This is a genomic window from Lentzea miocenica (assembly GCF_033949945.1).
Classification (GTDB): domain Bacteria; phylum Actinomycetota; class Actinomycetes; order Mycobacteriales; family Pseudonocardiaceae; genus Lentzea; species Lentzea miocenica.
The window spans coordinates 139,079-165,880 of record NZ_JAXAVW010000012.1 but is presented as its reverse complement, the minus strand read 5'-3'; the positions used below and the strand labels follow the sequence as shown (position 1 = coordinate 165,880).

At 67.5% G+C, this 26,802-nt stretch carries 24 protein-coding genes; 16 read left to right on the top strand and 8 right to left on the bottom strand.

Going from position 1 to position 26,802, the window contains the following annotated elements; translation table 11 throughout:
• Nucleotides 1-66: 66 nt before the first annotated feature.
• Nucleotides 67-1,317: an ornithine--oxo-acid transaminase gene (rocD, locus tag SK803_RS16405; RefSeq protein WP_319966862.1), complete on the bottom strand. Its 1,251-nt coding sequence runs from the start codon at nucleotides 1,315-1,317 to the stop codon at nucleotides 67-69.
• 140 nt (nucleotides 1,318-1,457) lie between these two features.
• Between rocD and SK803_RS16400 the strand changes: the two genes are divergently transcribed.
• From SK803_RS16400 to SK803_RS16350, 11 genes are all read left to right on the top strand, one after another.
• Nucleotides 1,458-2,288 (top strand): PPK2 family polyphosphate kinase, encoded by an 831-nt coding sequence (locus tag SK803_RS16400; RefSeq protein WP_319966861.1) that lies wholly within the window; start codon nucleotides 1,458-1,460, stop codon nucleotides 2,286-2,288.
• 147 nt (nucleotides 2,289-2,435) lie between these two features.
• Entirely contained in the window at nucleotides 2,436-3,491 is a 1,056-nt protein-coding gene (locus SK803_RS16395) for a lactonase family protein (RefSeq protein ID WP_319966860.1), read from the top strand.
• Between the two features lie 50 nt (nucleotides 3,492-3,541).
• Complete coding sequence (locus SK803_RS16390) at nucleotides 3,542-4,273, top strand: SGNH/GDSL hydrolase family protein (RefSeq protein WP_319966859.1); 732 nt, start codon at nucleotides 3,542-3,544, stop codon at nucleotides 4,271-4,273.
• A 17-nt stretch (nucleotides 4,274-4,290) separates the two neighbouring features.
• Entirely contained in the window at nucleotides 4,291-4,593 is a 303-nt protein-coding gene (locus SK803_RS16385) for an ArsR/SmtB family transcription factor (RefSeq protein WP_319966858.1), read from the top strand.
• Nucleotides 4,590-5,045: an SRPBCC family protein gene (locus SK803_RS16380; RefSeq protein ID WP_319966857.1), complete on the top strand. Its 456-nt coding sequence runs from the start codon at nucleotides 4,590-4,592 to the stop codon at nucleotides 5,043-5,045. The genes SK803_RS16385 and SK803_RS16380 overlap by 4 nt, the downstream gene beginning before the upstream one ends.
• A gap of 31 nt (nucleotides 5,046-5,076) precedes the next feature.
• Nucleotides 5,077-5,835, top strand: coding sequence for a HipA family kinase (locus SK803_RS16375; RefSeq protein ID WP_319966856.1), 759 nt, complete (start codon nucleotides 5,077-5,079; stop codon nucleotides 5,833-5,835).
• A complete protein-coding gene (locus SK803_RS16370; RefSeq protein WP_319966855.1) occupies nucleotides 5,819-6,205 on the top strand; it encodes a DUF3037 domain-containing protein in 387 nt (128 codons plus the stop codon). The genes SK803_RS16375 and SK803_RS16370 overlap by 17 nt, the downstream gene beginning before the upstream one ends.
• A gap of 75 nt (nucleotides 6,206-6,280) precedes the next feature.
• Complete coding sequence (locus SK803_RS16365) at nucleotides 6,281-7,297, top strand: LCP family protein (RefSeq protein ID WP_319966854.1); 1,017 nt, start codon at nucleotides 6,281-6,283, stop codon at nucleotides 7,295-7,297.
• A gap of 294 nt (nucleotides 7,298-7,591) precedes the next feature.
• Entirely contained in the window at nucleotides 7,592-8,323 is a 732-nt protein-coding gene (locus tag SK803_RS16360) for a 3-hydroxybutyrate dehydrogenase (RefSeq protein ID WP_319966853.1), read from the top strand.
• A 10-nt stretch (nucleotides 8,324-8,333) separates the two neighbouring features.
• Nucleotides 8,334-9,632: an MFS transporter gene (locus tag SK803_RS16355; protein WP_319966852.1), complete on the top strand. Its 1,299-nt coding sequence runs from the start codon at nucleotides 8,334-8,336 to the stop codon at nucleotides 9,630-9,632.
• Nucleotides 9,629-11,176: a helix-turn-helix domain-containing protein gene (locus SK803_RS16350; RefSeq protein ID WP_319966851.1), complete on the top strand. Its 1,548-nt coding sequence runs from the start codon at nucleotides 9,629-9,631 to the stop codon at nucleotides 11,174-11,176. Before SK803_RS16355 ends, SK803_RS16350 begins: the two co-directional genes overlap by 4 nt.
• Here the strand turns inward: SK803_RS16350 and SK803_RS16345 are convergent.
• From SK803_RS16345 to SK803_RS16325, 5 genes are all read right to left on the bottom strand, one after another.
• The gene (locus SK803_RS16345) at nucleotides 11,156-12,646 is read right to left on the bottom strand and encodes an APC family permease (protein ID WP_319966850.1); all 1,491 of its coding nucleotides are present in this window, start codon (nucleotides 12,644-12,646) and stop codon (nucleotides 11,156-11,158) included. The genes SK803_RS16350 and SK803_RS16345 overlap by 21 nt on opposite strands.
• Nucleotides 12,646-14,118 (bottom strand): GMC family oxidoreductase, encoded by a 1,473-nt coding sequence (locus tag SK803_RS16340; protein WP_319966849.1) that lies wholly within the window; start codon nucleotides 14,116-14,118, stop codon nucleotides 12,646-12,648. The genes SK803_RS16345 and SK803_RS16340 overlap by 1 nt, the downstream gene beginning before the upstream one ends.
• Nucleotides 14,115-15,572: an aldehyde dehydrogenase family protein gene (locus SK803_RS16335; protein WP_319966848.1), complete on the bottom strand. Its 1,458-nt coding sequence runs from the start codon at nucleotides 15,570-15,572 to the stop codon at nucleotides 14,115-14,117. The genes SK803_RS16340 and SK803_RS16335 overlap by 4 nt, the downstream gene beginning before the upstream one ends.
• Nucleotides 15,573-15,650: 78 nt before the next feature.
• Nucleotides 15,651-16,754 carry an NAD(P)/FAD-dependent oxidoreductase gene (locus SK803_RS16330; protein WP_319966847.1) on the bottom strand — a complete coding sequence of 368 codons (1,104 nt, stop codon included), beginning with the start codon at nucleotides 16,752-16,754 and terminating at the stop codon, nucleotides 15,651-15,653.
• On the bottom strand, nucleotides 16,751-17,071 hold the full coding sequence (locus SK803_RS16325; protein ID WP_319966846.1) for a bifunctional 3-phenylpropionate/cinnamic acid dioxygenase ferredoxin subunit: 321 nt from the start codon (nucleotides 17,069-17,071) through the stop codon (nucleotides 16,751-16,753). The genes SK803_RS16330 and SK803_RS16325 overlap by 4 nt, the downstream gene beginning before the upstream one ends.
• Before the next feature lie 119 nt (nucleotides 17,072-17,190).
• Here SK803_RS16325 and SK803_RS16320 point away from each other — a divergent pair, with 119 nt between their 5' ends.
• The 5 genes from SK803_RS16320 to SK803_RS16300 all read left to right on the top strand — a co-directional run bounded on the left by SK803_RS16320 (nucleotide 17,191) and on the right by SK803_RS16300 (nucleotide 23,107).
• Entirely contained in the window at nucleotides 17,191-17,961 is a 771-nt protein-coding gene (locus SK803_RS16320) for an IclR family transcriptional regulator (protein WP_319966845.1), read from the top strand.
• 246 nt (nucleotides 17,962-18,207) lie between these two features.
• Nucleotides 18,208-20,571, top strand: a complete 2,364-nt coding sequence (locus tag SK803_RS16315; protein WP_319966844.1) for a GcvT family protein — start codon at nucleotides 18,208-18,210, stop codon at nucleotides 20,569-20,571.
• A 13-nt stretch (nucleotides 20,572-20,584) separates the two neighbouring features.
• A complete protein-coding gene (solA, locus tag SK803_RS16310; RefSeq protein ID WP_319966843.1) occupies nucleotides 20,585-21,685 on the top strand; it encodes an N-methyl-L-tryptophan oxidase in 1,101 nt (366 codons plus the stop codon).
• Nucleotides 21,682-22,794, top strand: a complete 1,113-nt coding sequence (locus SK803_RS16305) for an aromatic ring-hydroxylating oxygenase subunit alpha (protein ID WP_319966842.1) — start codon at nucleotides 21,682-21,684, stop codon at nucleotides 22,792-22,794. The genes solA and SK803_RS16305 overlap by 4 nt, the downstream gene beginning before the upstream one ends.
• Nucleotides 22,795-22,837: 43 nt before the next feature.
• On the top strand, nucleotides 22,838-23,107 hold the full coding sequence (locus tag SK803_RS16300) for a hypothetical protein (protein WP_319966940.1): 270 nt from the start codon (nucleotides 22,838-22,840) through the stop codon (nucleotides 23,105-23,107).
• Between the two features lie 3 nt (nucleotides 23,108-23,110).
• On the opposite strand, the gene secA2 is transcribed toward SK803_RS16300, so the two are convergent.
• Together secA2 and SK803_RS16290 are read right to left on the bottom strand one after the other, a co-directional pair.
• Nucleotides 23,111-25,396: an accessory Sec system translocase SecA2 gene (gene secA2 / locus SK803_RS16295; RefSeq protein WP_319966841.1), complete on the bottom strand. Its 2,286-nt coding sequence runs from the start codon at nucleotides 25,394-25,396 to the stop codon at nucleotides 23,111-23,113.
• Nucleotides 25,397-25,491: 95 nt separating this feature from the next.
• Nucleotides 25,492-26,793, bottom strand: a complete 1,302-nt coding sequence (locus SK803_RS16290; protein WP_319966840.1) for an MFS transporter — start codon at nucleotides 26,791-26,793, stop codon at nucleotides 25,492-25,494.
• Nucleotides 26,794-26,802: the final 9 nt, after the last annotated feature.

Below are 26,802 nucleotides of genomic sequence, written 5' to 3'. Positions count from 1 at the left end.
ATCATGCCTGCGGCGGACGAACCAGGTGGCTCGTCCGCCGCATTTGTGACCTGGACAGGCGTGAAATCATCCCAAATCGGGACGAACGACCTCCGCGATCGCCTGAACGCCCAAGTCGATCTCGTCGCGCGTGATCACCAGCGGCGGCGCGACCCGCAGCGTCGACGCGTGCGTCTCCTTGCACAGCACTCCTCGCGCGGACAGCGCCTCGGAGGCCGCCCGGCCGACCGGACCGCCCGGCGCGATCTCGACACCGGCCCACAGTCCGCGCCCGCGCACCTCGGCCACCCCGTGACCGACCAGCTTGTTCAGCTCGGCGTGCAGGTAGGCGCCCATCTCGCGCGAGCGCTCCTGGAACTCACCGGTCTCCAGCAGCCGCACGACGGCACGGCCGACCGCGCACGCGAGCGGGTTGCCGCCGAACGTCGACCCGTGCTCGCCGGGCTTCAGCACGCCCAGCACCGCCTTGGCGCCGACCACGGCGGACACCGGCAGGATGCCGCCGCCGAGCGCCTTGCCCAGCGTGTAGAGGTCGGCGCGCACGCCCTCGTGGTCGAGAGCGAACAACGTGCCGGTGCGGCCGAGCCCGGACTGGATCTCGTCGGCGATCATCAGGACGTTGTGCTCGTCGCACAGCCGGCGGATCGCGGCCAGGTAGCCGGCGGGCGGCACGACGACGCCGGCCTCGCCCTGGATCGGCTCGATCAGGATGGCGGCGGTGCGCGGCGAGATCGCGGACTCGACCTCGTCGAGGGCGCCGTACTTGACGACCTTGAAGCCCGGCGTGAACGGCCCGAAGTCGTTGCGCGCCGTCTCGTCGGTCGAGAACGACACGATGGTGGTGGTGCGGCCGTGGAAGTTGGAGCCGGCCACGATGATCTCGGCCGTGCCCTCGGGCACGCCCTTGACCTGGTAGGCCCACTTGCGCGCGACCTTGATCGCGGACTCCACGGCCTCGGCGCCGGAGTTCATCGCGAGCACCATCTCGGTGCCGGTGAGCTGGGCGAGCTCACGGCAGAACAGACCGAACTGGTCGTGGTGGAACGCGCGGCTGGTCAGCGTGACGCGGCCGAGCTGCTCGACGGCGGCGGCCACCAGGGCGGGGTGGCGGTGGCCGAAGTTCAGGGACGAGTAGCCGGACAGGAAGTCCAGGTAGCGGCGCCCTTCGACGTCGGTGACCCACGAACCCTCGCCGTGCGACAGGACCACCGGCAGCGGGTGGTAGTTGTGGGTGCTCCATTCCTCGTCGAGGGCGATGTAGTCAGCGCTAGCCGGATTCATGGTTCCCGCGGTGTGGTGGTCAGCGATGGCGGTCATCCTCCAAGGCTAGGGTCCGGAACAAGCGATTTCGACCGTGAAGCGTTGCGCACTGCCTCAGTTCGTTGCGTAGATTCACCAATCAGTGGTGAGTCCTTGCACAGCGGGCGGAATCGGCGGTGAATCGCTACGGTCTGTTGATGGCGAAGAAGTCGGTTCGTGCAGCCCTGCGCCTCGACGAGGTGGATCTCTCCACGCTCGACCCGGCCGGCCGGCCGATCGGTCCCAAGAGCAAGCGGGAGGCGGCCGAGGACCTCACCGACACCGGGACCGAGCTGGACGGCCTGCAGGAAGCGCTCTACGCGGAGAACTCTCGCGCGGTGCTGCTCGTGCTGCAAGGCATGGACACCTCGGGCAAGGGTGGCGTGGTCAGGCACGTCGTCGGCCTGGTGAACCCGCAGGGCGTGCGCATCGCGTCGTTCAAGAAACCGACGCCCGCCGAACGCCGCCAGCACTTCCTCACGCGGATCAAGAAGGTGCTGCCCGACAAGGGCCGCATCGGCGCGTTCGACCGTTCTCACTACGAGGACGTGCTCGTGCCCAAGGTGGAGCGCCTGCTGACGGCGGCGGAGATCCGGGGGCGCTACAAGGAGATCAACGCGTTCGAGCAGGAACTCGCGGACTCCGGCATCACGGTCGTCAAGTGCTTCCTGCACATCTCGCCAGAGGTGCAGAAGGAACGGCTGCTTGCCCGTTTGGACGATCCGCGCAAGCACTGGAAGTACAACCCGGCCGACATCGACGTGCGCTCGAAGTGGTCGAAGTATCAGGACGCGTACACGCAGGCGTTGAAGAACTGCGCTGACACGCCCTGGTACGCCGTTCCCGCTGATCGCAAGTGGTACCGGAACTGGGCTGTGAGCCGGTTGCTGCTGGAGACCATGCGCGAGATGGACCCGAAGTTCCCGCCGCCCGTCTACGACATCGAGGCCGAGAAGGCCCGGCTGATCTCCGCCGACCCATTGCGCTAGACGCAATCTTCATTGCACCTATTGCCTGACCGCGATGGTCTAGGCCACTGTGGGCTGCGCCGCCGACGAGAGATTCCCGGAGGTGCGGACGTGGGTGTGGACCGGCGACGATTTCTCGGAGCCATGGGCGTAGGAGCTGGACTGCTGATGACCAGAGGAACCGCTGAAGCGGCGCCTGCCACGCGGAGAGTGTTCTTCGGCGCGTACACGACGTGGAGCGGTGGCGCCAAGGGCATTGGCATCGGCACCTACGACACCGTGACCGGGCAGCTGAAGACGACAGGCGTGATCACGGGCGTGGTCAACCCGTCCTTCGTGATCGAGTCGCGCGACGGCCGGTTCCTCTACGCGGTCAACGAGAACACCAAGGGCGAGGTCACCGCGATCAACGCGGGCACGCTCAAGGTGGTCAACAAGCAGGCGACCGGCGGCGCGGACCCGTGCCACCTGACGCTGGACCCGTCCGGGAAGTTCCTGATCACCGCGGACTACTCGTCCGGCTCGCTCAGCGTGTTCCCGGTCAATCCGGACGGCAGCCTCGGCGCGCGCACGCAGAAGGTGCAGCACAAGGGTTCCGGGCCGGACAAGGAACGCCAGGAAGGTCCGCACGCGCACCACGTCGTGTTCGACCCGGCGGGCAAGTACGCGCTCGCGGTCGACCTCGGCGCGGACTCGGTGTTCGTCTACTCGTTCGTCAACGGCCAGCTCAAGCTCGTCTCGACGGCGAAGCTGAAGCCGGGCGCCGGACCGCGGCACATCGCGTTCCACCCGAACGGCAGGACGGCGTACGTCGCGAACGAGCTGGACTCGACGATCGTGTCCTGCGCGTATGCGGACGGGCGGCTGACGCCGGGCCAGGTGCTCAAGACCGCACCGTCCGGTGGCGTGCGCAACTACCCGGCCGAGGTGCTCGTCTCGGGCGACGGGAAGTACGTGTACCTGTCCAACCGCGGGCACGACAGCGTGGCGCACTTCGCGGTCAACGGCCCTGAGCTGTCGCTGGTCGGGCACACGCCGGTCGGCGGCAAGTACCCGAGGCACGTCACGTTCGACCCGTCCGGGGCGTTCCTGTTCGCGGCCAACCAGAACTCGAACAACGTGACGTCGTTCGCGGTGGACAAGGCGACCGGCAAGCTGACGCCCTCCGGGACGCCGCTGCAGACCGCGATCCCGGTCTGCGTGCTGCCCACACGACTGGGTTAATGCTCTTCTAGTCGACCGTCCACACTGGTACTCCAGGCCTCATGGGTCTTATGGCTGGAGTACTCGCAGTCGCTTTGCTGGCGCCCGCACCGATCGCGCCGGAGTACGTCGCACTCGGCGACTCCTACGCGTCCGGGGCGGGCGCTGGTTCTTATGTGGACGGTTCGTGTCGCCGAAGTTCGAACGCCTATCCGGCGTTGCAGAGCAAGGACTTCCCGTCCTTCAAGTTCGTCGCGTGCAGCGGGGCGACCACGAAGTCGCTGAGGTCGCAGTTCCGGGCCCTCACGCCGAACACCACGTTCGTCACGATCACCATCGGCGGCAACGACCTCGGGTTCGTCGACGTGCTGACGACCTGCACGCTCAAGGGCGACGGCGCCTGCTCTTCCCGCGTCGCCAAAGCGGTCGACTTCATCCACTCGCAGCTGCCCGGCCGGCTCGACGCCGCCTACACGACGATCAAGGAGGCGTCGCCGAACGCCCGGCTGGTCGTCCTCGGCTATCCGCGGCTGTTCACGCCGAACGATCAGTGCCGGACGCTGTCCGTCGTCAAACGTGCCGCGCTCAACGATGCCGCTGACCAGCTGTCCGGCGAGATCGCGGAGGCGGCTTCCCGCGCCGGTGCGCGGTACGTCGACGTCAGGGAAACGTTTGCGGACCACGGCGTTTGCTCGCGTGAGCCGTGGATCAACGCGCTGGTCAGTCCGACCGCCGACTCCTACCACCCGAACAGGGCCGGGCAGGCCGCGTACTTCGAGGCGTTGACTTCCGGCCGTAGGTAAGTTCAGACTTACCGTTCGTGGAGACTTACCAAACGGCGTTCGCGGCGCTCGGCGATCCGACCCGCCGCGAGATCTTCACGCTGCTCGTGGCCGGGCCGCGGGCGGTGGGGGAGATCGCCGCCGAGCTGCCAGTGTCGCGGCCGGCCGTGTCCCAGCACCTCAAGGTGCTCAAACAGGCCCGGCTGGTCCGCGTCCAGGCCGACGGCACTCGTCGACGGTATTCAGTCGACCACGTCGGGGTGGCCGCGCTGCGCGACTACCTCGACGACGTCTGGGGTCAGGCACTCGCGAACTTCGCTGCGGTGGTGGAGGAAGAATGACAGAGGTCAGGAGGTCGGTGCTGGTGAACGCCGGCGCGGACCACGCGTTCAAGGTGTTCACGGAGAAGTTCGTGAGGTGGTGGCCGCCGGCGCACCACATCGGCGAGGCGGACCTGAAGGACGTCGTCGTCGAACCGCGTGAGGGCGGTCGCTGGTACGAGATCGGCACCGACGGCGCGGAGTGCGAGTGGGGGTCGGTGAAGGTGTGGGAGCCGCCGTCACGGCTGTTGCTCGCCTGGCACCTCAACGGCGACTGGGACTACGACCCGGACCCGGCGCGCGCCTCCGTCGTGGAGATCACCTTCACACCTGAGGGCTCCGGCACGCGCGTCGAACTGGTGCACAGCGCGTTCGAGCGGCACTTCACCAAGCCGGAACGGGTCCGCGACGGCGTCAGCGGTGAGGGCGGCTGGGGCGCAATCCTGCTCGGCTTCCAGGCGGCCTTCGTGTGATCATGCCCCGGTGAATGTGGCAGGGAGTTCGTTGAGGGAGGTCACGGCCACCCGGTACGTGACGCCGTTCCGCGAGGGCGGGTCGATGCCGGGGCTGGTCGAGGCCGACGACCTGGGTATGTACGTGGTGAAGTTCCGCGGCGCGGGACAGGGCGTGAAGGTGCTCGTCGCCGAGATCGTCGTCGGCGAACTGGCCCGGCGGCTGGGCTTCCGCATACCGGAGATCGTCCTGGTGCACCTCGACCCGGAGCTGGCGCGCGCGGAACCCGACCAGGAGGTCCAGGAGCTGCTGCGGGCCAGTGGCGGCCTCAACATCGGCTTCGACTACCTGCCCGGCTCGTTCGACTTCAACCCGATCGTGCGCGACCCCGGTGTCGAGCTCGCGACGAAGCTGCTGTGGTTCGACGCGTTGGTGCTCAACGTGGACCGCAGCTGGCGCAACCCGAACATGCTGCTGTGGCACCGCGAACCGTGGCTGATCGACCACGGCGCCGCGCTCTACTTCCACTACTCGTGGAGCCAGGAACGCCCGGCCACCAAGGAATACCGGTACGACGCGTCGGATCACGCGATGCTGCCGAACGCGGCGTCGGTGTCCGAAGTGGACGCGGAGATGGCGGACCGGATCACGCCGGAGCTGCTCGCCGAGGTGCTGGCACTGGTGCCGGACGAGTGGCTGGAAGGCGATCCGGCCGAAGTGCGGCAGCGCTACCTGGACTTCTTCACCTACCGCCTCGCCAACCGCGGCTGGGTCGACTCGCTGGAGGCCGCGCGTGCCGCACGTGTTTGAGTACGCGCTGCTGCGGGCGGTGCCGCGGCAGGAGCGGGGCGAGTTCATGAACGTCGGCGTCATCGTTTACTGCGCCCCGTTGGACTTCCTGTGCGCGAAGACCTATGTGGACGGTGAGCGGTTGCGGGCGCTGGACCCGCTGCTGGACGTCGAAATGCTGGAAACCTCGCTGAAGCACCTCACGAACTCGTGCGACGGCACTGCCGACGCCGGTCCGGTGAGCAGGACAACGGTTGGGCAACGCTTCCGCTGGCTGACGGCGCCCCGCAGCACCATCGTCCAGACCTCACCTGCGCATACGGGTTTCACCGACGACCCGTATGCCGAGGTCACACGGCTCTTCGAAGCGTTGGTGCTGCCGCCCAGGTAGGTTCCTCGCAACCTGAACGGACGAACCGCGTCCCTAGGTGCAAAGCGAAACTAACGCGATCGGGGTTGGCGACACATGAGCGCTGGGTATCACCACGGCTACCAGCAGCCGCGGCGTCCCATGCCGCCGCAGCGGCCGATGAAGAAGAAGAGGCGTCCTGGACGCGTCATTCTGGTGCTGCTGCTCGTCCTGGTGCTGGGCACCGTCGGATTCGGTTTCTACGTCGACTCGTCGTTGAAGCGGATCGACGCGCTGCCGGACTACGAGGGCCGTCCCGCGGAGACGCCGGGCACCACGTGGCTGCTCGTCGGTTCGGACGCGCGAGAGGGCCTGACGCAGGAGCAGAAGGACGCGCTCGCCACCGGCGACGCGGCCGGTCGGCGCACCGACACCATCATGATGCTGCACCTGCCGGACAACAGCGCGGCCAAGCCGGTGCTGCTGTCGATCCCGCGTGACTCCTACGTCGCGATCGAGGGCAACGGCCGCAACAAGGTCAACGCGTCGTACGCGTTCGGCGGTCCGCAACTGCTCGTGAAGACCGTTGAAGGCGCGACCGGCGTGCGGATCGACCACTACATGGAGATCGGCTTCGGCGGGTTCTCCGACATGGTCGACGCGGTCGGCGGTGTCGACATCTGCATCGACCAGCCGATCAAGGACCCGCTGGCGGGCATCGACCTGGCAGCGGGCTGCCAGGAGCTCGACGGCCCGCAGGCGCTCGGGTTCGTGCGGACCCGCGCGTTCGCGACCGCTGACCTGCAGCGCGTGCAGAACCAGCGGCAGTTCCTGTCGGCGTTGTTCGAGAAGGTCAAGAGCCCGGCCACGCTCGCGAACCCGTTCCGCGTCATCCCGCTGATGAACGCGGCGGCCGGTTCGGTGTCGGTGAACACCGACGACCACGTGTGGCATCTGGCGAGCGTCGCCTTGAACATGAGCGATGCGACCAGCGGCACGGTGCCCGTCGGGGGAACCCCGACGATCGGCGGCCAGTCGGTCGTGCAGTGGAACAAGGAGAAGGCCTCGCAGCTCTTCGACCTGATCAGCAAGGACGAGCCGGTGCCCGCCGAACTGATCGCCCCTCCGAAGTGATCCCTACGACTTGACGGGCTCGGAAGTGGGCTCCGAGCTGGTCAAACCGGCCTCCTGCGCGATGCCTTCGAGCTCGCGCAGGAGGTCGTCGTAAATAGGCGTCGTTGACATGGTGTTGCCCCCTCTTGCTGATCTTCCCCCGTTCAGGTGACGGGAGCTTACGCCCCTGTACCCGTTCTTCCTGCCCGATATGCCTCAGCGACGCTAAATGTTGGCTAAAGCCACCTTGTGACCAGGCACTATGTGGGCCTGCCACATGTCGATCGCGCCATGTGACGCCTACCGTTTCCGGTCATGTCGAGTGTCACGGGTCACACCGCGCTGGTCACCGGAGCCGCGAGCGGCATCGGCCTGGCCTGCGCCCGCGCGCTGGCGTCGTCGGGTGCCAAGGTTCATCTGGTCGACCTCGATCCCCAGGTCCTCTCGTTCGCTGAAGAACTCGGCGGCGTCGGGCACGTGCTCGACCTGACCGGTTCGGTCGTCGCCTTGCCGGCCGAGATCGACGTCCTGGTCAACAACGCCGGCGTGCAGCACGTCGCGCCCATCCACGAGTTCCCCGCCGAGCGCTTCTCGGCGATGGTCGAGCTGATGCTGGGGGCGGCGTTCCGGCTGTCCCGGCACGTGCTGCCGCACATGTACTCACGCGGCTGGGGCCGGCTGGTCCACATCTCCAGCGTGCACGGGACGCGCGCGTCCGCGTTCAAATCCGCCTACGTCGCCGCGAAGCACGGCCTGGAGGGGTTCTCCAAGGTCGCGGCTCTGGAGGGCGCTCCGCACGGCGTGACCTCGAACTGCGTGGCGCCCGGTTACGTGCGGACTCCGTTGGTGGAGAAGCAGATCGCGGACCAGGCGCGCGTTCACGAGATCTCCGAGGGCGAGGTCTCGTCGCAGATCTTCCTGCAGCGCACCGCCATCAAACGGCTGATCGAGCCTTCCGAGGTTGCCGACGCCGTGTTGTGGTTGTGCGACAACAGTTTTGTCACAGGCACGTCGTTGGCCGTCGACGGCGGCTGGACTGCTCAATGAGGAGTTGTCGATGATCAAGAAAGTGGTAGGCGCATCGCTCATCGGGACAACTGTCGAGTGGTACGACTTCTTCCTCTACGGCTCGGCAGCCGCTCTGGTGTTCAACAAGCTCTTCTTCCCGACCGCGGACCCGTTGACCGGCACGCTGCTCGCGTTCACCACGTACGCGATCGGGTTCCTCGCCCGGCCGTTGGGTGGCCTGGTGTTCGGTCACTTCGGCGACCGGTTGGGGCGCAAGAAGTTGCTGGTGCTGTCGTTGCTGCTGATGGGTGGCGCGACGATGCTGATGGGTGTGCTGCCGACGTACGCGTCGGTGGGCGTGCTGGCGCCGGTGCTGCTGACGTTGTTGCGGCTGGTGCAGGGTTTCGCGCTCGGTGGCGAGTGGGGCGGGGCCGTGCTGATCGTGTCGGAGCACGGTGATCCGGCGCGGCGCGGGTTCTGGGCGTCGTGGCCGCAGGCCGGTGTGCCGTGCGGCAACCTGCTGGCGACCGGTGTGCTCGCGGTGCTGGCGGCGGTGCAGTCGGACGCGGACTTCCTCGCGTGGGGCTGGCGGATCCCGTTCCTGCTCTCCGGTGTGCTCGTGGTGATCGGCCTGTGGATCCGGCTGTCGGTGTCCGAGTCGCCGGTCTTCCTGGCCGCCCAGGAGAAGGCGGCGCAGCGCAAGGCCCCAGAGCCGGAGAAGGCGCCCGCGCTGGAGCTGCTGAAGCACAACTGGCGCGAGGTGCTGATCGCGATGGGCGCGCGGTTCGCCGAGAACGTGTCGTACTACGTGATCACGGCGTTCATCCTGGTCTACGTGGTGACCGGGCTCGGGCTGTCGAAGTCGGTGGGACTCAACGCGGTGCTGATCGCCTCCGCCGTGCACCTGGTCACGATCCCGGTGTGGGGCCACCTCTCGGACAGGTTCGGGCGGCGGTCGATCTACCTGGTCGGTGCGGTCGGCATGGCCGCGTGGATCTTCGCGTTCTTCGCGTTGCTCGACACGAAGGACCCGGTGCTGATCACGGTGGCGACGACGGTCGGCCTGGTGCTGCACGGCGCGATGTACGGGCCGCAGGCGGCGTTCTTCTCGGAGCTGTTCGGGACGCGGGTGCGGTACTCGGGCGCGTCGGTCGGCTACCAGCTGGCGTCGATCGTGGCCGGTGCGCTGGCACCGTTGATCGCGACGGCGTTGTTGCAGGCGTACAAGTCCTCGTTCCCCATCGCGGTGTACGTGTTGATCACGTGTGTGATCACCGTGGTCGCGATCGCATTCGCCCGTGAGACCCGTGGTGCGGATCTGGAGGAACATGACAGGGTTGGGGTGTGACACGACGGCGTGAGGCCGAACTGGCGGCGTTGTTCGAGACCGCGTCCGAGCTCGCGGGCATGCGCGACCCGGACGCGGTTCTCCGCTCGATCGTGCGCAGGGCGCGCAAGCTGCTCGGCACCGACGTGTCGTACCTGTCGATGAACGACCCGGCCGGCACCTACATGCGGGTGACGGACGGGTCGATCTCGCCGTTGTTCCAGAAGGTGCGGCTGGGCCTCGGCGAGGGCCTGGGCGGGCTGGTGGCGCAGACCGCGCGGCCGTACGCGACCTCCGACTACTTCGCGGACGCCCGGTTCAACCACACGAACCCGATCGACTCGGCGGTGCACGACGAGGGCCTGGTGGCGATCCTGGGCGTGCCGCTGAAGCTCGACTCGAAGGTCATCGGCGTGCTCTACGCGGCCGACCGGACCTCGCGGGAGTTCCCGCCGGAGGAAGTCGCTCTGCTGTCGTCGCTGGCCGACCACGCGGCGATCGCGATCGACACGGCGTCGTTGTTCGCGACGATCCAGTCGCACAACGAGGCCATGAAACGGGCAGAGGAGTCGCACGACCGGCTCACGGACCTGGTGCTGCGCGGTGGTTCCTCGGCTGAGGTGGCGGCGGCCGTGGGGGAGTTGCTCGGCGGACCGGTCGAGGTGCTGGAGACGGTGCCGTCGTTGGTCGTGCGGGCCAACGGGCGCGCGGTGCTGATCGACGACGTGTGGGTGTGCGCGGTGCTGGCGGGCTCGGAGTTGCTGGGCGGTATCGCGTTGGCAGGGCGCCCGGATCTGTCGGACGCGGACCGGCGCGTGTTCGAACGGTCGGCGGCCGTGACGGCGTTGTTGTTGCTGCTGCGGCGAACCGTGGCCGAGGCGGAGAACAAGGTCCGCGGTGAGCTCATCACCGACATCCTGGACGGGCGGGATCCGGTGGGCCTGGTGGCACGGGCGCGGAGGGTCGGCGTCGAGCTCTCCGACCCGCACGTGGTGCTGGTGGCGGACGGGAACCTTTCCGCCGCAACGCATTACGCGTCGGTCTGCAGAGGACTTGCCGGATCCCGCGACCGGGATGTCGTGCTGGCGCTGCCTTCGTCCTCCACGGACGTCGCTCGCGATGTCGCGAAGGCGCTGGACGCGACGGTGGGCGCCTGCGGCCCTGTCGTGGGGCCGGTGGCGATCGCGGCGGCGTACGAGGAAGCGCGGCGGTGCCTGAGAGCGTTGCGGCAGCTGGGGCGGGAGAAGGACGCCGCGACGATGGACGACCTGGGCTTCGTCGGCGTGCTGCTGGGCGATCGCGCGGACGTGTCCGGATACGTGCGGTCGGTGCTGGGACCGGTGATCGACTACGACTCCGAACGCGGCACGGAACTGGTGCACACGCTGGAGATCTACTTCCGGTGTGGTGCGAACCTGAGCCGCGCCAAAGCCGAGCTGCACCTCCACGTCAACACGGTCACGCAACGACTGGACAGAGTCACGTCGTTGCTCGGCGACTGGCAGTCGCCGGACCGCGTGCTGGAGGTGCAGCTCGCCCTGCGCCTACTTCGCCTGCAGGGATAGCGGTTCCCTGACCGGCACGGCGTCGCCCGCGGCAGCGTCGGAGTTGCCGAACGGCTTGGCGATCAGCATGTAGACCAGGCCGATGCCGACCACGAGCGCACCGCTGAGGATGACGACGTAGTTGTCGTACCAGGGCGCGTCCGGGGTGCGCGGCCAGACCATGTTGACCATCGCCGCGACGCCGTACGCGAGCGCCAGTACGTTGACGATCAGGCCCCAGCGGCCGAGCGTGAACTCGCCGGACGGCGTCCAGCCCTTGAGCCTGGCCCGCAGCGCCGCGAACACGACCATCTGGAAGCCCAGGTAGATGCCGAGCGTCGCGAACGACACGATCTTGTCCAGCGCGTTCGTCGACAGCATCGAGGCGAACACGATGACCACCGGGATGATGCCGGCGAGCGCCAGCGCGAACGGCGGGATGTGGCGCTTCTGGTTGAACTTCGCCAGCGCCCTGTGCCCGAAGATCATCTTGTCGCGGGCGTAGGAGTAGGTCAGCCGGGAAGCCGCCGCCTGCAACGACATCGTGCAGGACAGGAACGAGATCAGCACGACCGCGATCACGATCTTGTAGCCGACCGGGCCGAACGCAGTGGTCAGAATGCTCGTGACCGGGTCGGCGTCCTCGCCGCTGATGACCTTGCCGAAGTCCGGCACCGCGAGCAGCAGCGACAGGCACGCGAACGTGGCCGCAGCGCCGCCGATGTAGATGGTGCGGCGCATGGCCTTCGGGATGACGCGGCCGGGGTCCTTGACCTCTTCCGCGGTGTCACCGCACGCCTCGAAGCCGTAGTACTGGTAGAGGCCGATGATGCCCGCCGCGAAGAACGCGGGCAGGTAGCTGCCCGACCCACCGGCACCGAAGCTGTCGAAGAGCACTCCCAGACCGTGGATCCGGTTGTCCACCAACAGCCAGATGCCGACCGCGAGCGCACCGACGATCTCCGCGGCGAACCCGAAGATGGCGGCCCAGCTCAGCACCTTGGTGCCCGCGTAGTTGATCAGCGTGGACACCACGATGATCGCGATGGCGCACAGCACGGTGTTGCCGACGTTCGCGGTGTAGCCGAGAAGCGTGGCCAGGTAAGGACCCGCGCCGTAGCTGACGGACGCGATGGTGACCAGCAGGGCGATCATGTAGACCCAGCCGGTCATCCACGCCCAGCGCTTGCCCCACAGACGGCGTGCCCAGGGGTACACGCCGCCCGCGACCGGGTACTGCGCCACGAGTTCGCCGAAGATCAGCGCGACCAGGAACTGGCCGACGCCCGCGACGACGAAGCTCCAGATCATCGGCGGGCCGCCCAGTGCGAGGGCGACGCCGAACAACGTGTACGTGCTGACCACGGGGGAGAGGTAGGTGAAACCCAGCGAGAAGTTCGCCCAGGGACTCATGTCCCGCTTGAACTCCGAGGTGTAGCCGAGATCCTTGAGCCTGTCCTCCGCTGTGGGCGGGTCCTGGAGCGTCGTCATCACGCCTCCTTGATCAGGTCGGCGGCGCGTTCTCCAATCATGAGCACCGTGACCATGGGGTTCACGGTGGGCATGGTGGGGAACACGGACGCGTCGACAACTCGCAGGCCTTCGAGACCGATGACCTTGAGGTCACCGTCCACGACGGACCCGATGGCACAGGTGCCGGCCGGGTGGTAGACGGTGTGGGCCGCCCTGCGGCCGTACTCGGACAGAGCCTCGTCGCTCGTGACGTCCGGGCCGGGGGCGATCTCCCGCTTGAGCCACGACTTCAGCGGTTCCTGTTCCGCGATCTTCCGCGCGATCTTGAAGCCGTCGACCAGGGTCTGCTCGTCGTAGCCGTCGGGGTTGGTGAAGTACCCGAAGTCGAGCGCCGGCTTCTCCGCCGGGTCGCTGGACTTCAGCCACAGCCTGCCCTTGCTGTGCGGCCTGGGGATGTTCGGCGTCATGCAGACCCCGTGCTCCACCTTCGGGTAGCCGAGGCGTTCCGTGTTGGTGGTGAACGGGATCTGGTAGAAGTGGAACATCAGGTCCGGTCGCGGGTCGGACTCGTCGCGCCGGATGAACAGACCGGCGTCGGAGTCCATCACCGAGTTCTCCGGCAACGGTTTCGTGGTCTCCCAGACGATGACCGACTCCGGGTGGTCGAGCAGGTTCTCGCCGACGCCGGGCAGGTCGTGCTTCGGCTCGATACCGATGCCGCTGAGGTGCTCGGCGTCGCCGATGCCCGAGAGCATCATCAGTCGCGGGGTGTCGATGGCGCCCGCACAGAGGAGAACCTCCTTGTCGGCCTCGACGTAGCCCTTGTCGGTGTGCACGCCGATCGCGCGGTTGCCGTCGAACTCGATCCGGCCGGCCCAGGTGTCGAGCAGCAGGGTCAGGTTCCTGCGGCTGCCGAGGATCGGGTGGAGGTACGCGGTGCTCGCCGACGACCGCTGGTTGTTCTTCTCCGGATGGTAGGCGATGGAGAAGAAGCCGACGCCGTCCTCGAAGGGCCGCGCGTTGAAGTCGTCGATCTCCGGGACGTCGACGGCCTTTCGGGTGGCGGCCACGAAGTCCTTGGCGATCGGATTCCGGTCCTTCTCCTCGACCGGGATGATGTTGAGCTGGACCTTGTCGTAGTACGGCCCGAGCGCGTCCCAGGTCCAGCCGTGGCCCCAGTCGTCGAAGTCCTGCGGCAGCGGCTTGAACGAGATCAGCGTGTTGTGGCTGGAACACCCGCCGAGCACCTTCGCGCGGCTGTGCCGGATGTGCGAGTTGCCGCGGGGCTGCTCGACCGTGGGGTAGTCGTAGTCGTACTCGGTCTCGAGCAGGTTGATCCAGTTGCGCAGGGCGAGGATCTTCTCGTCACCGACGTCGGACGGCCCGCCCTCGATGACCGCGACCGTGACGTTCTCGTCTTCGGTGAGTCTCGCGGCGAGCACACAGCCCGCCGTTCCGCCGCCGACGATCACGTAGTCGTACGCGGTCACTGGGAGTCCTTTCGCGCGGAATCAGTACTGCGTGCAAACCAGTTCTGGGCTTGGGGCTTGAGGTTCTGGTAGACGTGCTTGGGCTCGGTGTACTCGTGCAGCCCGGCGGTGCCGAGCTCACGGCCGACACCGGAGCGCTTGAAGCCGCCCCACTCGGCCTGCGGCAGGTAGGGACCGAACTCGTTGATCCAGACCGTGCCGTGGCGGAGCTTCTTCGCGACGCGCTGCGCCTTGTCGAGGTCCTGGCTCCAGACACCGCCCGCGAGGCCGTACTCGGTGTCGTTGCCGAGCGCGATCGCCTCTTCCTCGGTCTCGAACCGTTCGGCGGTGATGATCGGGCCGAACGTCTCGTCCCTGACGAGCTTCATGTCCCTGGTGCAGTCCGCGTAGACGGTGGGGCGGAAGAAGAAACCGTTCCGCAGCTCGGGATCGTCCGGACGCTTGCCGCCCGCCTTGAGGGTCGCGCCCTCCTGCCTGGCGATCTCGACGTAGCTCTCGACCTTGGCGCGGTGCTCGGCACTCACCAGTGGCCCGGACTCGGTGTCCTCGTCGAAACCGTTGCCCAGCTTGATCCTGTCGGCCCGGCGCGCGACCTCGTTCACGAAGTCGTCGTAGATGCTCGTGTGCACGATGAGCCTGGTGCCGGACGAGCAGACCTGGCCGGCGTGGAAGAACGCCGCCGTGAGCGCGTAGTCGACCGCGGTGTCGAAGTCGGTGTCGGCGAAGACGATGTTCGGGTTCTTGCCGCCGAGTTCGAGGGCGACCTTCTTCACCGTCTTGGCCGCGCTCGCCATGATCCGCTGGCCGGTCGCGAGGCTGCCGGTGAACGAGATCAGGTCGACGTCCGGGTGTTCGGACAGCGGCGCGCCGACCTCGGGACCCGTGCCGAGGACGAGGTTCGCGACGCCGTCGGGCAGGCCTGCTTCCCGCAGCAGTTCGAACAGCTTGATGGTGGTGAGCGGGGTGATCTCGCTCGGCTTCGCCACCAGTGTGTTGCCGGCGAGCAGGGCCGGGGCGATCTTCCAGGACACCTGCAGCAGCGGGTAGTTCCAGGGCGCGATCATGCCGCACACGCCGACGGGTTCGTAGTCGACGCGGCTGATGACGTCCGGCGGCGCACCCTGGACGATCTTCGGGTGCAGCAGGCCGGCCAGGCCCCCGTAGTAGCGGAACACGGAGACGACGTCGTCCACGTCGATGCGGCTCTCCACCACCGTCTTGCCGGTGTCGAGCGTCTCGGTGCGGGCGATGTCCTCCTTGTCGCGCTCCAGGAGGTCCGCGACGCGGTTCAGCACGGCGGCGCGGTGTTCGGGGCTGGAGTGCTGCCAGTCGCCGTGGTCGAAGGCGTTTCTGGCCTTCGCGATCGCCTGGACGGCCTGTTCGCGGGTTTGGTCCTCGACCTCGGTGAGAACACTCTGGTCGAAGGGGTTGATGATCTGCCGCACCGGCGACACGCCTCCCTGTTTCGTGTGTCCACGTAGGACACTGGGGTGTAGCCGGTCGCCGGTGGCGGTAAACCGTGACGACCGTCTCTACTTCAAGTTCCTGCGCAGTCGGGTGAAAAGCCGAGCGTTGCTCATTGCCACAACGCCCACGACGTCGTCCGGGTTGTCACCGTCTCGATAGGTCGCGACGAACTTCCTGTCCTCGATGGACCCATCTTCGACGCGAACGTCGTTCGTCGCTCGCCCGATGAACTGAATTCGCACGCCGTATTGATCCGACCAGACGTAACCGCCGTTGGTGTGCGTCGCGACCGTCTCACCCGCGAGCAGGTTGCGGGTGGCGATCTGCGCCTGTTCGGTCGCGGACGTCCAGTGCTCGGCGCGGTGGCCGGCGCAGTTCGCGACGTCGCCGACGGCCACGACGTTCTTCAGGTTCGTGACGCCGCCCGCGTCGCACACGACGCCGTTGTCGACCTTGACCGGTCCGCCGGCGAGCCAGTCCGTCGCCGGGCGCACGCCCACGCCCGCGACGACGACGTCGGCGTTGACATGACGGCCGTCCGCGAGGTTGATTCCGCCATCAACGTTGACTGAATCAACATTGACTCCCGTAATCAACGTTGATCCGTGGTCGCCGTGCAGTTGTCCACATGCGGCACCCATCTCCGCGCCGAGCACGCGCATGAGCGGTGCCGGAAGCGCTTCGATGACGGTGACCTCCTTGCCGAGCGCGCGCGCACTGGACGCGATCTCCGCGCCGATGAAGCCCGCACCGATCACGCCGACGTGCTGTGCGTCGACGAACGCGTCGCGGAGCTTGATGGCGTCGTCGAGGGTGCGCAGGACGTGCGTGTTCGGAATTGTCCGCGGTATACCGCCGGTCGCGATGACGAAGCCGTCGGCCGCGACCGTCGTGCCGTCGCTGAGCGCCAGTTCGTGGGCGGAGAGCAGCCCGGTGGCCTGGACGCCGAGGCGCCAGTCCGCGTCGAGCGCGTCGAGGTCCTCCTGGTCCGCGAGCGGCACCGCCTCGACCTTGCCGAGGAGGAAGTCCTTCGACAGGGGAGGCCGGTCGTAGGGCAGATGCACCTCGTCGCCCACGACGACGAGCCGCCCGTCGAACCCCTGCCGGCGCAGTGCCTGCGCCGACCTCAAGCCGGCCAGTGATGCGCCGATGATCGCGATCGTCCTCACGCCACGTCCTCGTTCACTTCGACATCGACATAGACCTCTCCATCCTGCACAAGGACGGGATAGGTCTTCACCGGTCTTTTGGCGGGGAGACAAGTCGGCTCGCCGGTGCGAAGGTCGAAGCTCGCGGCGTGCAGAGGGCACTCCACGAAGCATCCCTCCAGCCATCCCTCGCTCAGGGAGGCGTCCTGGTGGGTGCACGTGTCGTCGACGGCATACAGAACACCGTCGGCGTTGAACACCGCGATCGGCGCATGAGGGCCGACGATGCGCACCGCCTCTCCCGGGGGCAGGTCCATGAGAGCGCAGGCGCGGATCATCGTCGGCCTCCGTTGCGTTACGCGGCACGCGTTCCGAATGACGCAACACAATGTGCGGCTCGAACGACGCGCCGTCAAGAGGCCAGCAGGTTGTTTTGCCTGCCGGTTACTGTTGCGCGATGAGCAACTCCGACTCGGCAGCTCAGGTGCAGTCCGTCGACAGAGCCATCAGCGTGCTCGAACTACTGGCGCAGGGTGAGGCCGGTATCACCGAAATCGCAGGTGAACTGGGTGTGCACAAGTCCACGGTGTCCAGACTCGTCTCCGTGCTGGAGGCGCGTGGCCTGGTCGAGCAGCTCGGGGAAAGAGGCAAATACGCCATCGGTTTCGGTGTCGTCCGCTTGGCGGGTGCCGCCACCGGCCGCATGGACCTGACCAAACTCGGCCAGCCCGTGTGCCAGACGCTCGCGGACTCCTTCGGCGAGACCGTCAACATCGCCGTGCACGACGCCGGCGTCGCCATCAACATCACCCAGGCCCGCGGCTCCGCGGCCGTCTCGGCCGTGAACTGGATCGGCCAGCGCACGCCCCTGCACGCCACGTCGTCGGGCAAGATCCTGCTCGCCCACCTCGACCTGGACGAACGCAAGCGTTTGGTCTCCTTGCCGCTCGACTCGTACACCGAGAACACCGTTGTGGACGCCGAGACATTGCTGGCCGAACTGGAGCAGGTCGCGGCGCAGGGGTTCGCGGCGTGCTTCGAGGAGCTGGAACTGGGGTTGCACGCGGTCGCCGTCCCGGTGCGGGGGCACCGAGGTGAGGTCGTGGCGGCGATGAGCGCCTCCGGGCCGTCGTACCGGTTGTCGCGGGAACGGGTCGAGCAGATCGTGCCGACGATGTCCTCGGCGGCCGCTGATCTCTCGGCCCAGCTCGGCTATTTCGCGGGCTGATCCCGCCTGGGCTGATCCCGCTGTGGGTGGCGTTCGGCGAGCGTGTCGCCGAACGCCACCGACGACTCGGCGTACTCGGCGTGCGGCTTGCCGTTGCTGCACCAACGTCCTGATTTGCCCGGTTTCACGGGCTTTCGAGCCTGGACGCGCCCGAACGCGGTATTGACACCGGGTCGCACTGGCCGCAACTTGTTGCAGATAGCGGAACAGGTTCTGTTGCGCGCAGCGGCGGCGAAGGGTGTGCGGATGCCTGGACAAGTGCCTCGCGTGGTGCTCGTGGGAGCGGGGATCGTCGGTTGCGCGCTCGCTGACGAGCTCACCGGACGCGGCTTCACCGACGTCACGGTGCTGGACCAGGCGCAGGGGCTCGCGGCCGGCGGGTCGAGCAGCCACGCGCCGGGCCTGGTGTTCCAGACGAACTCCTGCCGCAGCATGACCTCGTTCGCCCGCTACACGGTCGAGAAGTACACGGCTCTGGGCTGTTTCGACCAGATCGGTGGCTTGGAGATCGCCACCAGCCCCGAACGCCTCGCCGACCTCACGCGCCGCCACGGCTGGGCCACGTCGTGGGGTGTGGAGAGCCGGCTCGTCGGGCCGGACGAGGTGGCGGAGCTGCACCCGTTGCTGGATCGGGAGCTCATCCTCGGTGGGTTCCTGATTCCTGGCGACGGGCTCGCGAAACCCGTTGTCGCGGCGGAGGTTCAGGCGCAGCGGGCGGGTGAGCGCGGGGCCCGGTTCGTGTTCGGGCAGAAGGTCGTCGCGGTCGAGACGGCGGGGGACCGGGTCATCGGGGTGCGCACCGAGACGGACACCTTCCCCGCGGACATCGTCGTGTCGTGCGCCGGGATGTGGGGGCCGGTGCTGGGGGAGATGGTCGGGCTGAGCATCCCGCTCGTGCCGATGGCCCACCAGTACGTGTTCACCGGCGACGTGAACGCCAGTGCGGAAGCGCTTGCGCGGCAACCCATCCTGCGGCACCAGGAGGCGGACCTGTACTTCCGCTCGCACGGCCAGGCGCTGGGCATCGGGGCGTACGGGCACCGGCCCATGCCGATCGCGGCCAGGGACATCACCGGGTCGGAGCTGCCGTTCACCAAGGAGGACTTCGAGGCGTCGTGGGAGTCGGCCGTCGAGCTGATCCCGGCGCTGGCCGAGGCCGGGGTGGATCGCGGGTTCAACGGGCTGTTCTCGTTCACCAGCGACGGGATGCCGTTGCTGGGCGAACACCCGCGGCTGCAGGGCTTCTGGGTGGCCGAGGCGGTGTGGATCACGCACTCCGCCGGTGTCGCGAAGGCGATGGCCGAGTGGATCGTCGACGGGCAGCCGGAGCTGGACCTGCACTCCAGCGACCTCAACCGGTTCGAGCAGGTGCAGCTGGCGCCGGACTACGTGCTGGAACGCAGTTGCCAGAACTTCGTCGAGGTCTACGACCTGCTGCACCCGTTGCAGCCCATGGAGAGCCCGCGGCCGATCCGGACGAGTCCGTTCTACGGCCGGCAGCAGGAGCTCGGCGCGTTCTTCCTGGAGGCGTCCGGGTGGGAGCGGCCGCACTGGTACGAGGCCAACGCGGGCCTGCCCGAGGTCGCGGAGGTGCCGGAACGCAACGAATGGGCGAGCCGGTACTGGTCACCGATCTGCGGCGCCGAGGCGTTGGTGACGCGCAGGCGGGTCGCGCTGTTCGACATGACGCCGTTGAAGCGGCTGGAGGTCAGCGGGCCGGGTGCGCTGGAGTTCCTGCAGCGCATGACGACCAACAACCTGAACCGCAAGCCGGGCGCGGTGGTCTACACGCTGTTGCTCGACGAGCAGGGCGGGGTGCGGAGCGACCTCACGATCGCGCGCCTCGACGCGAACACCTTCCAGGTCGGCGCGAACGGCAACCTCGACCTGGAGTGGCTCGCGAAGCACGCGCCGAATGACGTCTACGTCAAGGACATCACGGCCGGCACGTGCTGCATCGGTTTGTGGGGACCGAAAGCACGCGACCTGCTCAACGAGATCTCGCACACGCTGGACGTGCAGAAGGGCTACTTCACCGCGCAGAAGGCGTTCATCAAGAACGTTCCGGTGACCGCGCTGCGACTGTCCTATGTGGGCGAATTCGGCTGGGAGCTCTACACCACCGCGGACATGGGCGCCAAGCTGTGGGACACGCTGTGGGAGGCCGGTCAGAAGCACGGTGTCATCGCGGCCGGGCGTGGTGCGTTCAACAGCTTGCGGCTGGAGAAGGGTTACCGGTCGTGGGGCACGGACGTGACGACCGAGCACGACCCGTTCGAGGCCGGGCTCGGGTTCGCGGTGCGCAAGGACAAGGAGTTCCTGGGCAAGGAAGCGCTGGAGCGCCGTACGTCCACCAAGAAGCTCACCTGCCTCACGATCGACGACCCGCGGCAGGTCGTGATGGGCAGCGAACCCGTTTTCCACCAGGGAGAACCGGTCGGCTACGTCACGAGCGCCGCCTACGGGTACACGACCGGGCTCAACATCGCGTACGCGTGGCTGCCCGCCGGCGTCGACGAGGTGGAGATCGAGTACTTCGGCCAGAAGGTGAAGGCACGCCCGGCTCAGGAGCCGTTGTTCGACCCCGAGATGAAGCGGCTCAGAGGCTGATATGGCCCCCGGGGTGGCCTACGACGCCATCGTCATCGGCCTCGGCGGCATGGGCAGTGCCGCCGCGTACCGGCTCGCCCAGCGCGGCAAGAGGGTGCTGGGACTGGAGAAGTTCACGCCCGCGCACGCGAACGGGTCGAGCCACGGCGGATCGCGCATCACCCGGCAGGCCTACTTCGAGGACCCCGCGTACGTGCCGTTGCTGCTGCGCGCCCACGAGATGTGGGACCAGATCGAGCGCGACAGCGGGCAGCGGATCTTCCACCGCGTCGGCGGGGTCCTGGTCGGCACGCCGGACAGCCGCACCATCAGCGGCAGCCGTGAGAGCGCCGAGCAGTACGGCCTCAAACACGAAATGCTGGACGCGCGACAGATCCGCGAGCGCTTCCCGACGATGCGCCCGGCACCAGACGAAGTCGGGCTCTACGAGGACGGTGCCGGACTCGTCGTGCCGGAGGCGTCCGTGAGGGCTCACCTCGACCTGGCCACCAGAGCCGGCGCCGAGCTGCACTTCGAGGAACCGGTGATCCACTGGGAAGGCGGCAGGGTCACCACGGCGCGTGCGACCTACGAGGCAGAGCACGTCGTGGTGTGTCCCGGACCGTGGGCGCCGGAACTGTTGCGGGACCTGCGAATCCCGTTCGGGATCGAACGTCAGGTCCAGTTCTTCTTCACCCCGGAGGAGAACCTCCGGGACCACCCGGTCTACATCTGGGAACGCGACGGCACCTTCTACGGCTTCCCCGAGCTGGACGGCGCCGTGAAGGTCGCGATCTTCGGCAACGGCGACATCTGCACGCCGGAGACCATCGACCGCACGGTCCACGACGACGAGATCCGGGCGATCGAGGACTTCATGCGAACGGTGATGCCCGGCATCGCGGGCACTTTCCAACGGGCCGCTACCTGCACGTTCACCAACACCGCGGACGGGCACTTCGTCATCGCGAAACACCCCGGACACGACAACGTGACTGTGGCGTGCGGCTTCTCCGGGCACGGCTTCAAGTTCGTGCCCGTCGTCGGCGAGATCCTGGCCGACCTCACGATCGACGGGGCCACGCGGCACCCGATCGCACTTTTCGACCCTGCTCGCTTGAGAGGCGGAGCATGACCGGCAGCCTGATCTCGACCCTTGAGGGCCGCTACTACACCGATCCCGCGATCTTCGAGCGGGAGCAGGCGAACATCTTCGAGAAGATGTGGTTCTGCGCGGTCAAGTCGGGCGACCTCGCCGGCCCCGGTGACTTCCGCACCGTGCAGGTCGGCCGCGAAAGCGTGCTCATCGCGCGGGACCGCGGCGGCAAGCTCAACGCGTTCCTCAACGTCTGCCGGCACCGCGGCGCGCGCATCTGCGTCGACGAGGCGGGCAGCGTGAAGCGTGCGTTCCAGTGCCCGTACCACGCGTGGACCTACGCGTTGGACGGCAAGCTGATCGCCGCGCCGAACCTCACGTCGATGCCGGACGTCGACCGCGTGGAGTACGGCCTGACGAAGGTGCATCTCCGCGAATGGCTCGGCTACGCATGGGTGAACCTCGCCGAGGACCCGCCCGGTTTCGAGGACGACGTGCTGAGCGCCGTGACGGAGCGTCTCGGCTCGCTGGAGGGCATCGACGGGTACGAGATCGACCAGTTGTCCGTGGGCAAACGAATCGTCTACGACGTCAAGGCCAACTGGAAGCTGATCATCGAGAACTTCATGGAGTGCTACCACTGCGCGACGATCCACCCCGAGCTGACCGAGGTGCTGCCCGAGTTCGCCGACGGCTACGCGGCGCAGTACTACGTCGGGCACGGGGCGGAGTTCGGTGACGACGTCAAAGGCTTCACCGTCGACGGCGGCGAGGGCTTCGGAAAACTTGCGTCGTTGGAAGAAGAACGCGACCGGAAGTATTACGCCATAACCGTCAAACCGCAGGTGTTCATCAACCTCGTGCCGGACCACGTGATCCTGCACCGCATGTACCCGGTGGCGGTCGACCGGACCGTCGTCGAGTGCGATTGGCTCTACGCCAAGGAAGTGGTCAACACCGGGCGTGACGTCTCTCGCTCGGTCGAGCTGTTCCACCGGGTGAACGAGCAGGACTTCGAAGCCTGTGAGCGTTGCCAGCCCGCGATGGCCTCCCGTGCTTACGCGCGCGGCGGAGTGCTGGTGCCCTCAGAGCATCACATCGGCGGGTTCCACGACTGGCTCGTCCAGAAACTGGAATCAGCCGACTAGGGGATCGACTGGTCACCCGTGCACGCGAAAGCTTGCACGGGTGATGGAGCAGACGGACTTCTTGCTCCCGGACGGGGAGCACGACCTTCTCCGCCGCATCCGGCAACTCGCCGAGCGCGCGGAACGGACGGCGCACAACCGGTCCAACTTCGTCGGACCGCCGCCGTCGCAGGAGCACCTGGACATCCTCGCGGAGATCAGAACGCTCTCCGAGGAGATGACCACGGGCACGTCCAGCACGGGAAGACGGGCCGAGGCATTGCCCCGGCCCGCCAGACCCGCGGACGATCTCATCGTCCCGGGGAAGATGTGACGGTCAGCGGCGCTGGCCGCGCACCATCTTGACGAGACCCTTCATGGTCTCCTCCAGCCCGGAACCGAACGGGTTGTCGTGCACCAGATAGGTCCAGGTCGAACTCGGGCGCTTCACCCCGGCGTCGGTGAGGTCGAAGCCGTCATCCGTGATCTTGGCGGCTTCGTAGGAGTCACCCGCCTGTTCCCACGACTCCGGCACGATCTTGTTGAACGCGGGAATCGCCTCGCGGTGGAACTCGTCCAACGGGTTCTGCCGCGCGAGCGCGCGCAGGTGGATGCCCTCACGCAGGTCTGACAGGAACGTCAGGTGGTGCGTCCACAGGTCGTCGAGGTAGAAGAGCGTGATCTTGCGCGCGGCCTCGGCGGCGACCTCGTCGGACGCGCCTTCCTTGGCGCCGAGCTTCTCGAACGCCGCGTCCGTGCGCAGCACCACGTCGCGGTGCTTGAGCAGCAGCTGCCGCTGGTGCTCGATCAGCTTGTTGTAGCGCCAGGTGTTGCGGTGGATCTCCAGGTTCACGCCCTCGGCCACGCGCTGCGCGTGCTCGAAGGTGTGGATCAGGCCCTTGTCGTTGACGCGGCCGTCGGAGTCCACATCGGACGGGTCCTCGGCGTCCGGCGCGTACTGGGTGATCAGCTCGTCCTGCATCGACGAGAAGAACACCGAGCCGCCGGGGTCGCCCTGACGTCCGGCACGGCCGCGCAGCTGGTCGTCCAGGCGCGACGACGAGTGGCGCCCGGTGCCGATCACGTACAGGCCGCCCAGCTCGGCGATCCGGTCGTGGTCCTCACCCTCGTGGCCACCGAGACGGATGTCCGTACCACGACCGGCCATCTGCGTGGAGACGGTGATGCGCTGGTACGAGCCGGCGTCGGCGATGATCGACGCTTCCTCGGCGTCGTTCTTCGCGTTCAGGACCACGCACTCGAGCCCGGCGTCGCGCAGCTTGGAGGAGATCCGCTCGGACTCCGCGACGTCCAGCGTGCCGACGAGGATCGGCCGCCCGGTCTCGTGAGCGGTCTTGATCTCCTCGACGATCGCGTCTTCCTTCTGCTCCAGCGTCGCGTAGAGGCGGAAGTGCTCGTCCTCGCGGATGTTCTCCTTGTTCGGCGGGATCACGAGCACCTCGAGCTCGTAGAACTCGCGCAGGGTCTCCGCGACGGCGACCGCGGTACCGGTCATGCCGCAGCGCGTCGGGTACCGCCCGAGCAGCGCCTGGACCGTCATCGAGTCGAGGATCTCGCCCGACTCGGTCGTCTGGACGTTCTCCTTGGCCTCGACCGCGGCCTGCAGGCCGTCCGGCCACCGCTGCAGCTTGGCGATGCGGCCGCGGGAGTCGTTGATCAGGTGCACCTTGCCGTCACGCACGATGTAGTCGACGTCTCGGTGCAGCAGCACCTGCGCGTGCAGGGCGACGTTCACCTTCGACAGCGTGGAGGTGACGTGCTCCTGCGAGTACAGGTCGATCTCGCCGAGAGCGCGCTCGACGGCCTCGGAGCCGGCGCCGGTGAGGAAGACGTTGCGCTCTTCGTCGTCGATCTCGTAGTGCAGGTTCTGCCGGAGTCGCTTCACGAGGTCCGCGATGACGGGGTCGGCGGCCTCGGAGCTGGTCGAACCGGCGAGCACGAGCGGCACGCGGGCCTCGTCGACGAGCACCGAGTCGGCCTCGTCGATGAGCGCGACCTGCTGCTCGGGCACGATCAGGTCCTCCGGCCGGGTGGCGATCCGGTCGCGCAGGACGTCGAAGCCGATCTCGCTGACCGGCGCGTACGTGACCTCGCACTGGTAGGCCTCGCGGCGCTCCTCGGCCTTGGAGCTGCCGTTGATCCAGCCGACCGTGACGCCGAGCAGCCGGTACAGCGGACCCATCCACTCCGCGTCGCGCTGGGCGAGGTAGTCGTTGACGCTGACCACGTGGACGCGCTTGCCCTTGATCGCGAACCCGGCCGCGGCCATGGCGCCCGCGAGCGTCTTGCCCTCACCGGTGGCCATCTCGACGACGAGCCCGCTGAGCATGCCCAGCGCACCCAGCACCTGCACGTCGAACGGACGCTGCCCGATGGCGCGCTCGGCGGCCTCACGCGTGAGGGCCACGAGCTCGGTGTCGTCGCTCTCCTCACGCAGCTTCTTGGCGTGTGCCGTCAGCTCCTCGTCGCTGAACGCTTTGAACGCGTCAGCGTGTTTCTCCACGTCCTTGAGCAGTGCCTGGAACGGGGCGAGGTCGACTGAGCCCGGTTTCTGCGCGAACCTGCGCATCCGCTGCTTGAAGCGCGCCATGAGAGTGGTCACGACGCAGCAACGTACGGCATCGCCTCAGGGTTCCGCAGAGGTCTTGACTGTGAAGGCCCGATTTGTCTCTTGGGTCGGGCCTTCACAGCCTCTGATCAGGCCCGTTCCGGCTGGTGCGTCTCCGGCAGCTTGATCACCGACACGAGCGTGCACAGGCCCATGACCAGCAGGAACGCCGAAACCGACATCGACGTCCCGGTCGCGCCCAGCAGTGCCGTCATCACGAACGGCGTGCCGCCGCTGACCAGGATCGACGCCAACTGGTACGCGAGAGAGGCGCCCGAGTACCGCACGTGCGGCTCGAACAGCTCACCCAGGTAGGCGGCGATGGGTCCGTACACAAGAGAGGACGCGATGCCTCCGACCGTGGAGGCGACGAACAGCAACAGCAGCGAACCGGTGTCCACGAGCAGGAAGTACGGGAACGCCCACACGATCAGGCCGATCGTGCCCGCGATGATCAGCGGACGGCGGCCCAGGCGGTCGGACAGGTGCCCGGCGTAGAGGATCACCGGGATGCTCACGAGCGACGACAGCAGGCTGACGACCAGCACCGACTCGCGGGACAGGCCGAGCGTGGTGGTGGCGTAGGACAGGACGCCCGCGATCGACACGTAGAAGATCGCGTTCGAGGCGAACATCAGGCCGGCGCCGAGCAGGATCGGCTTGCGGTGCGTGCGCAGGGCCTCCTTCAGCGGTGCCTGCACCACGGCGGGTCCTGACGCACGGCGTTCCTGCAACTCGCGGAAGACCGGACTGTCCTCGACCTTCAGTTGGATGAACAGCACCACGGGGAAGAGGAGCGCGCTCGCCAGGAACGGGATGCGCCAGCCCCACGCCGCGAACGCCTCCGGCGAGAGAGAGGTGGTGGCGCTGATGAAGGCGACGTTGCCCAGCAGCACGCCGATCGGAACACCGGCCTGGCCGAACGTGCCCGCGAAGCCGCGCTTCTTCGGGCCCGCGGACTCGGTCAGCAGCAGCACGACGCCACCCCACTGCCCGCCGACCGCGATGCCCTGCAGGAAGCGCAGCAGCACCAGCAGCAGGGGAGCGCCGACGCCGAGGGACGCCGTGGTGGGCAGCAGACCGATGAGGAACGTCGCCGCCGCCATCAGCCCGAGGCAGATGACCAGCGCCGGCTTGCGGCCGACCTTGTCGCCGACGTGACCGAAGACCAGGCCGCCGATCGGGCGGGCGATGAAGCCCGCCCAGAACGTGCTGAACGACAGAAGCAGCGCCACGATCGGCGTTGCCTCGGGGAAGAACAGTTTGGGGAACACCAGTGCCGCGGCTGTCGCGTAGATGAAGAAGTCGTACCACTCAAGACTCGAACCAACGAGTCCGGCTGCCATCAGCCTGCGTAAGGTCTTCTGCTCCGTAGGGGCGACGCTGACCACGGATTCTCC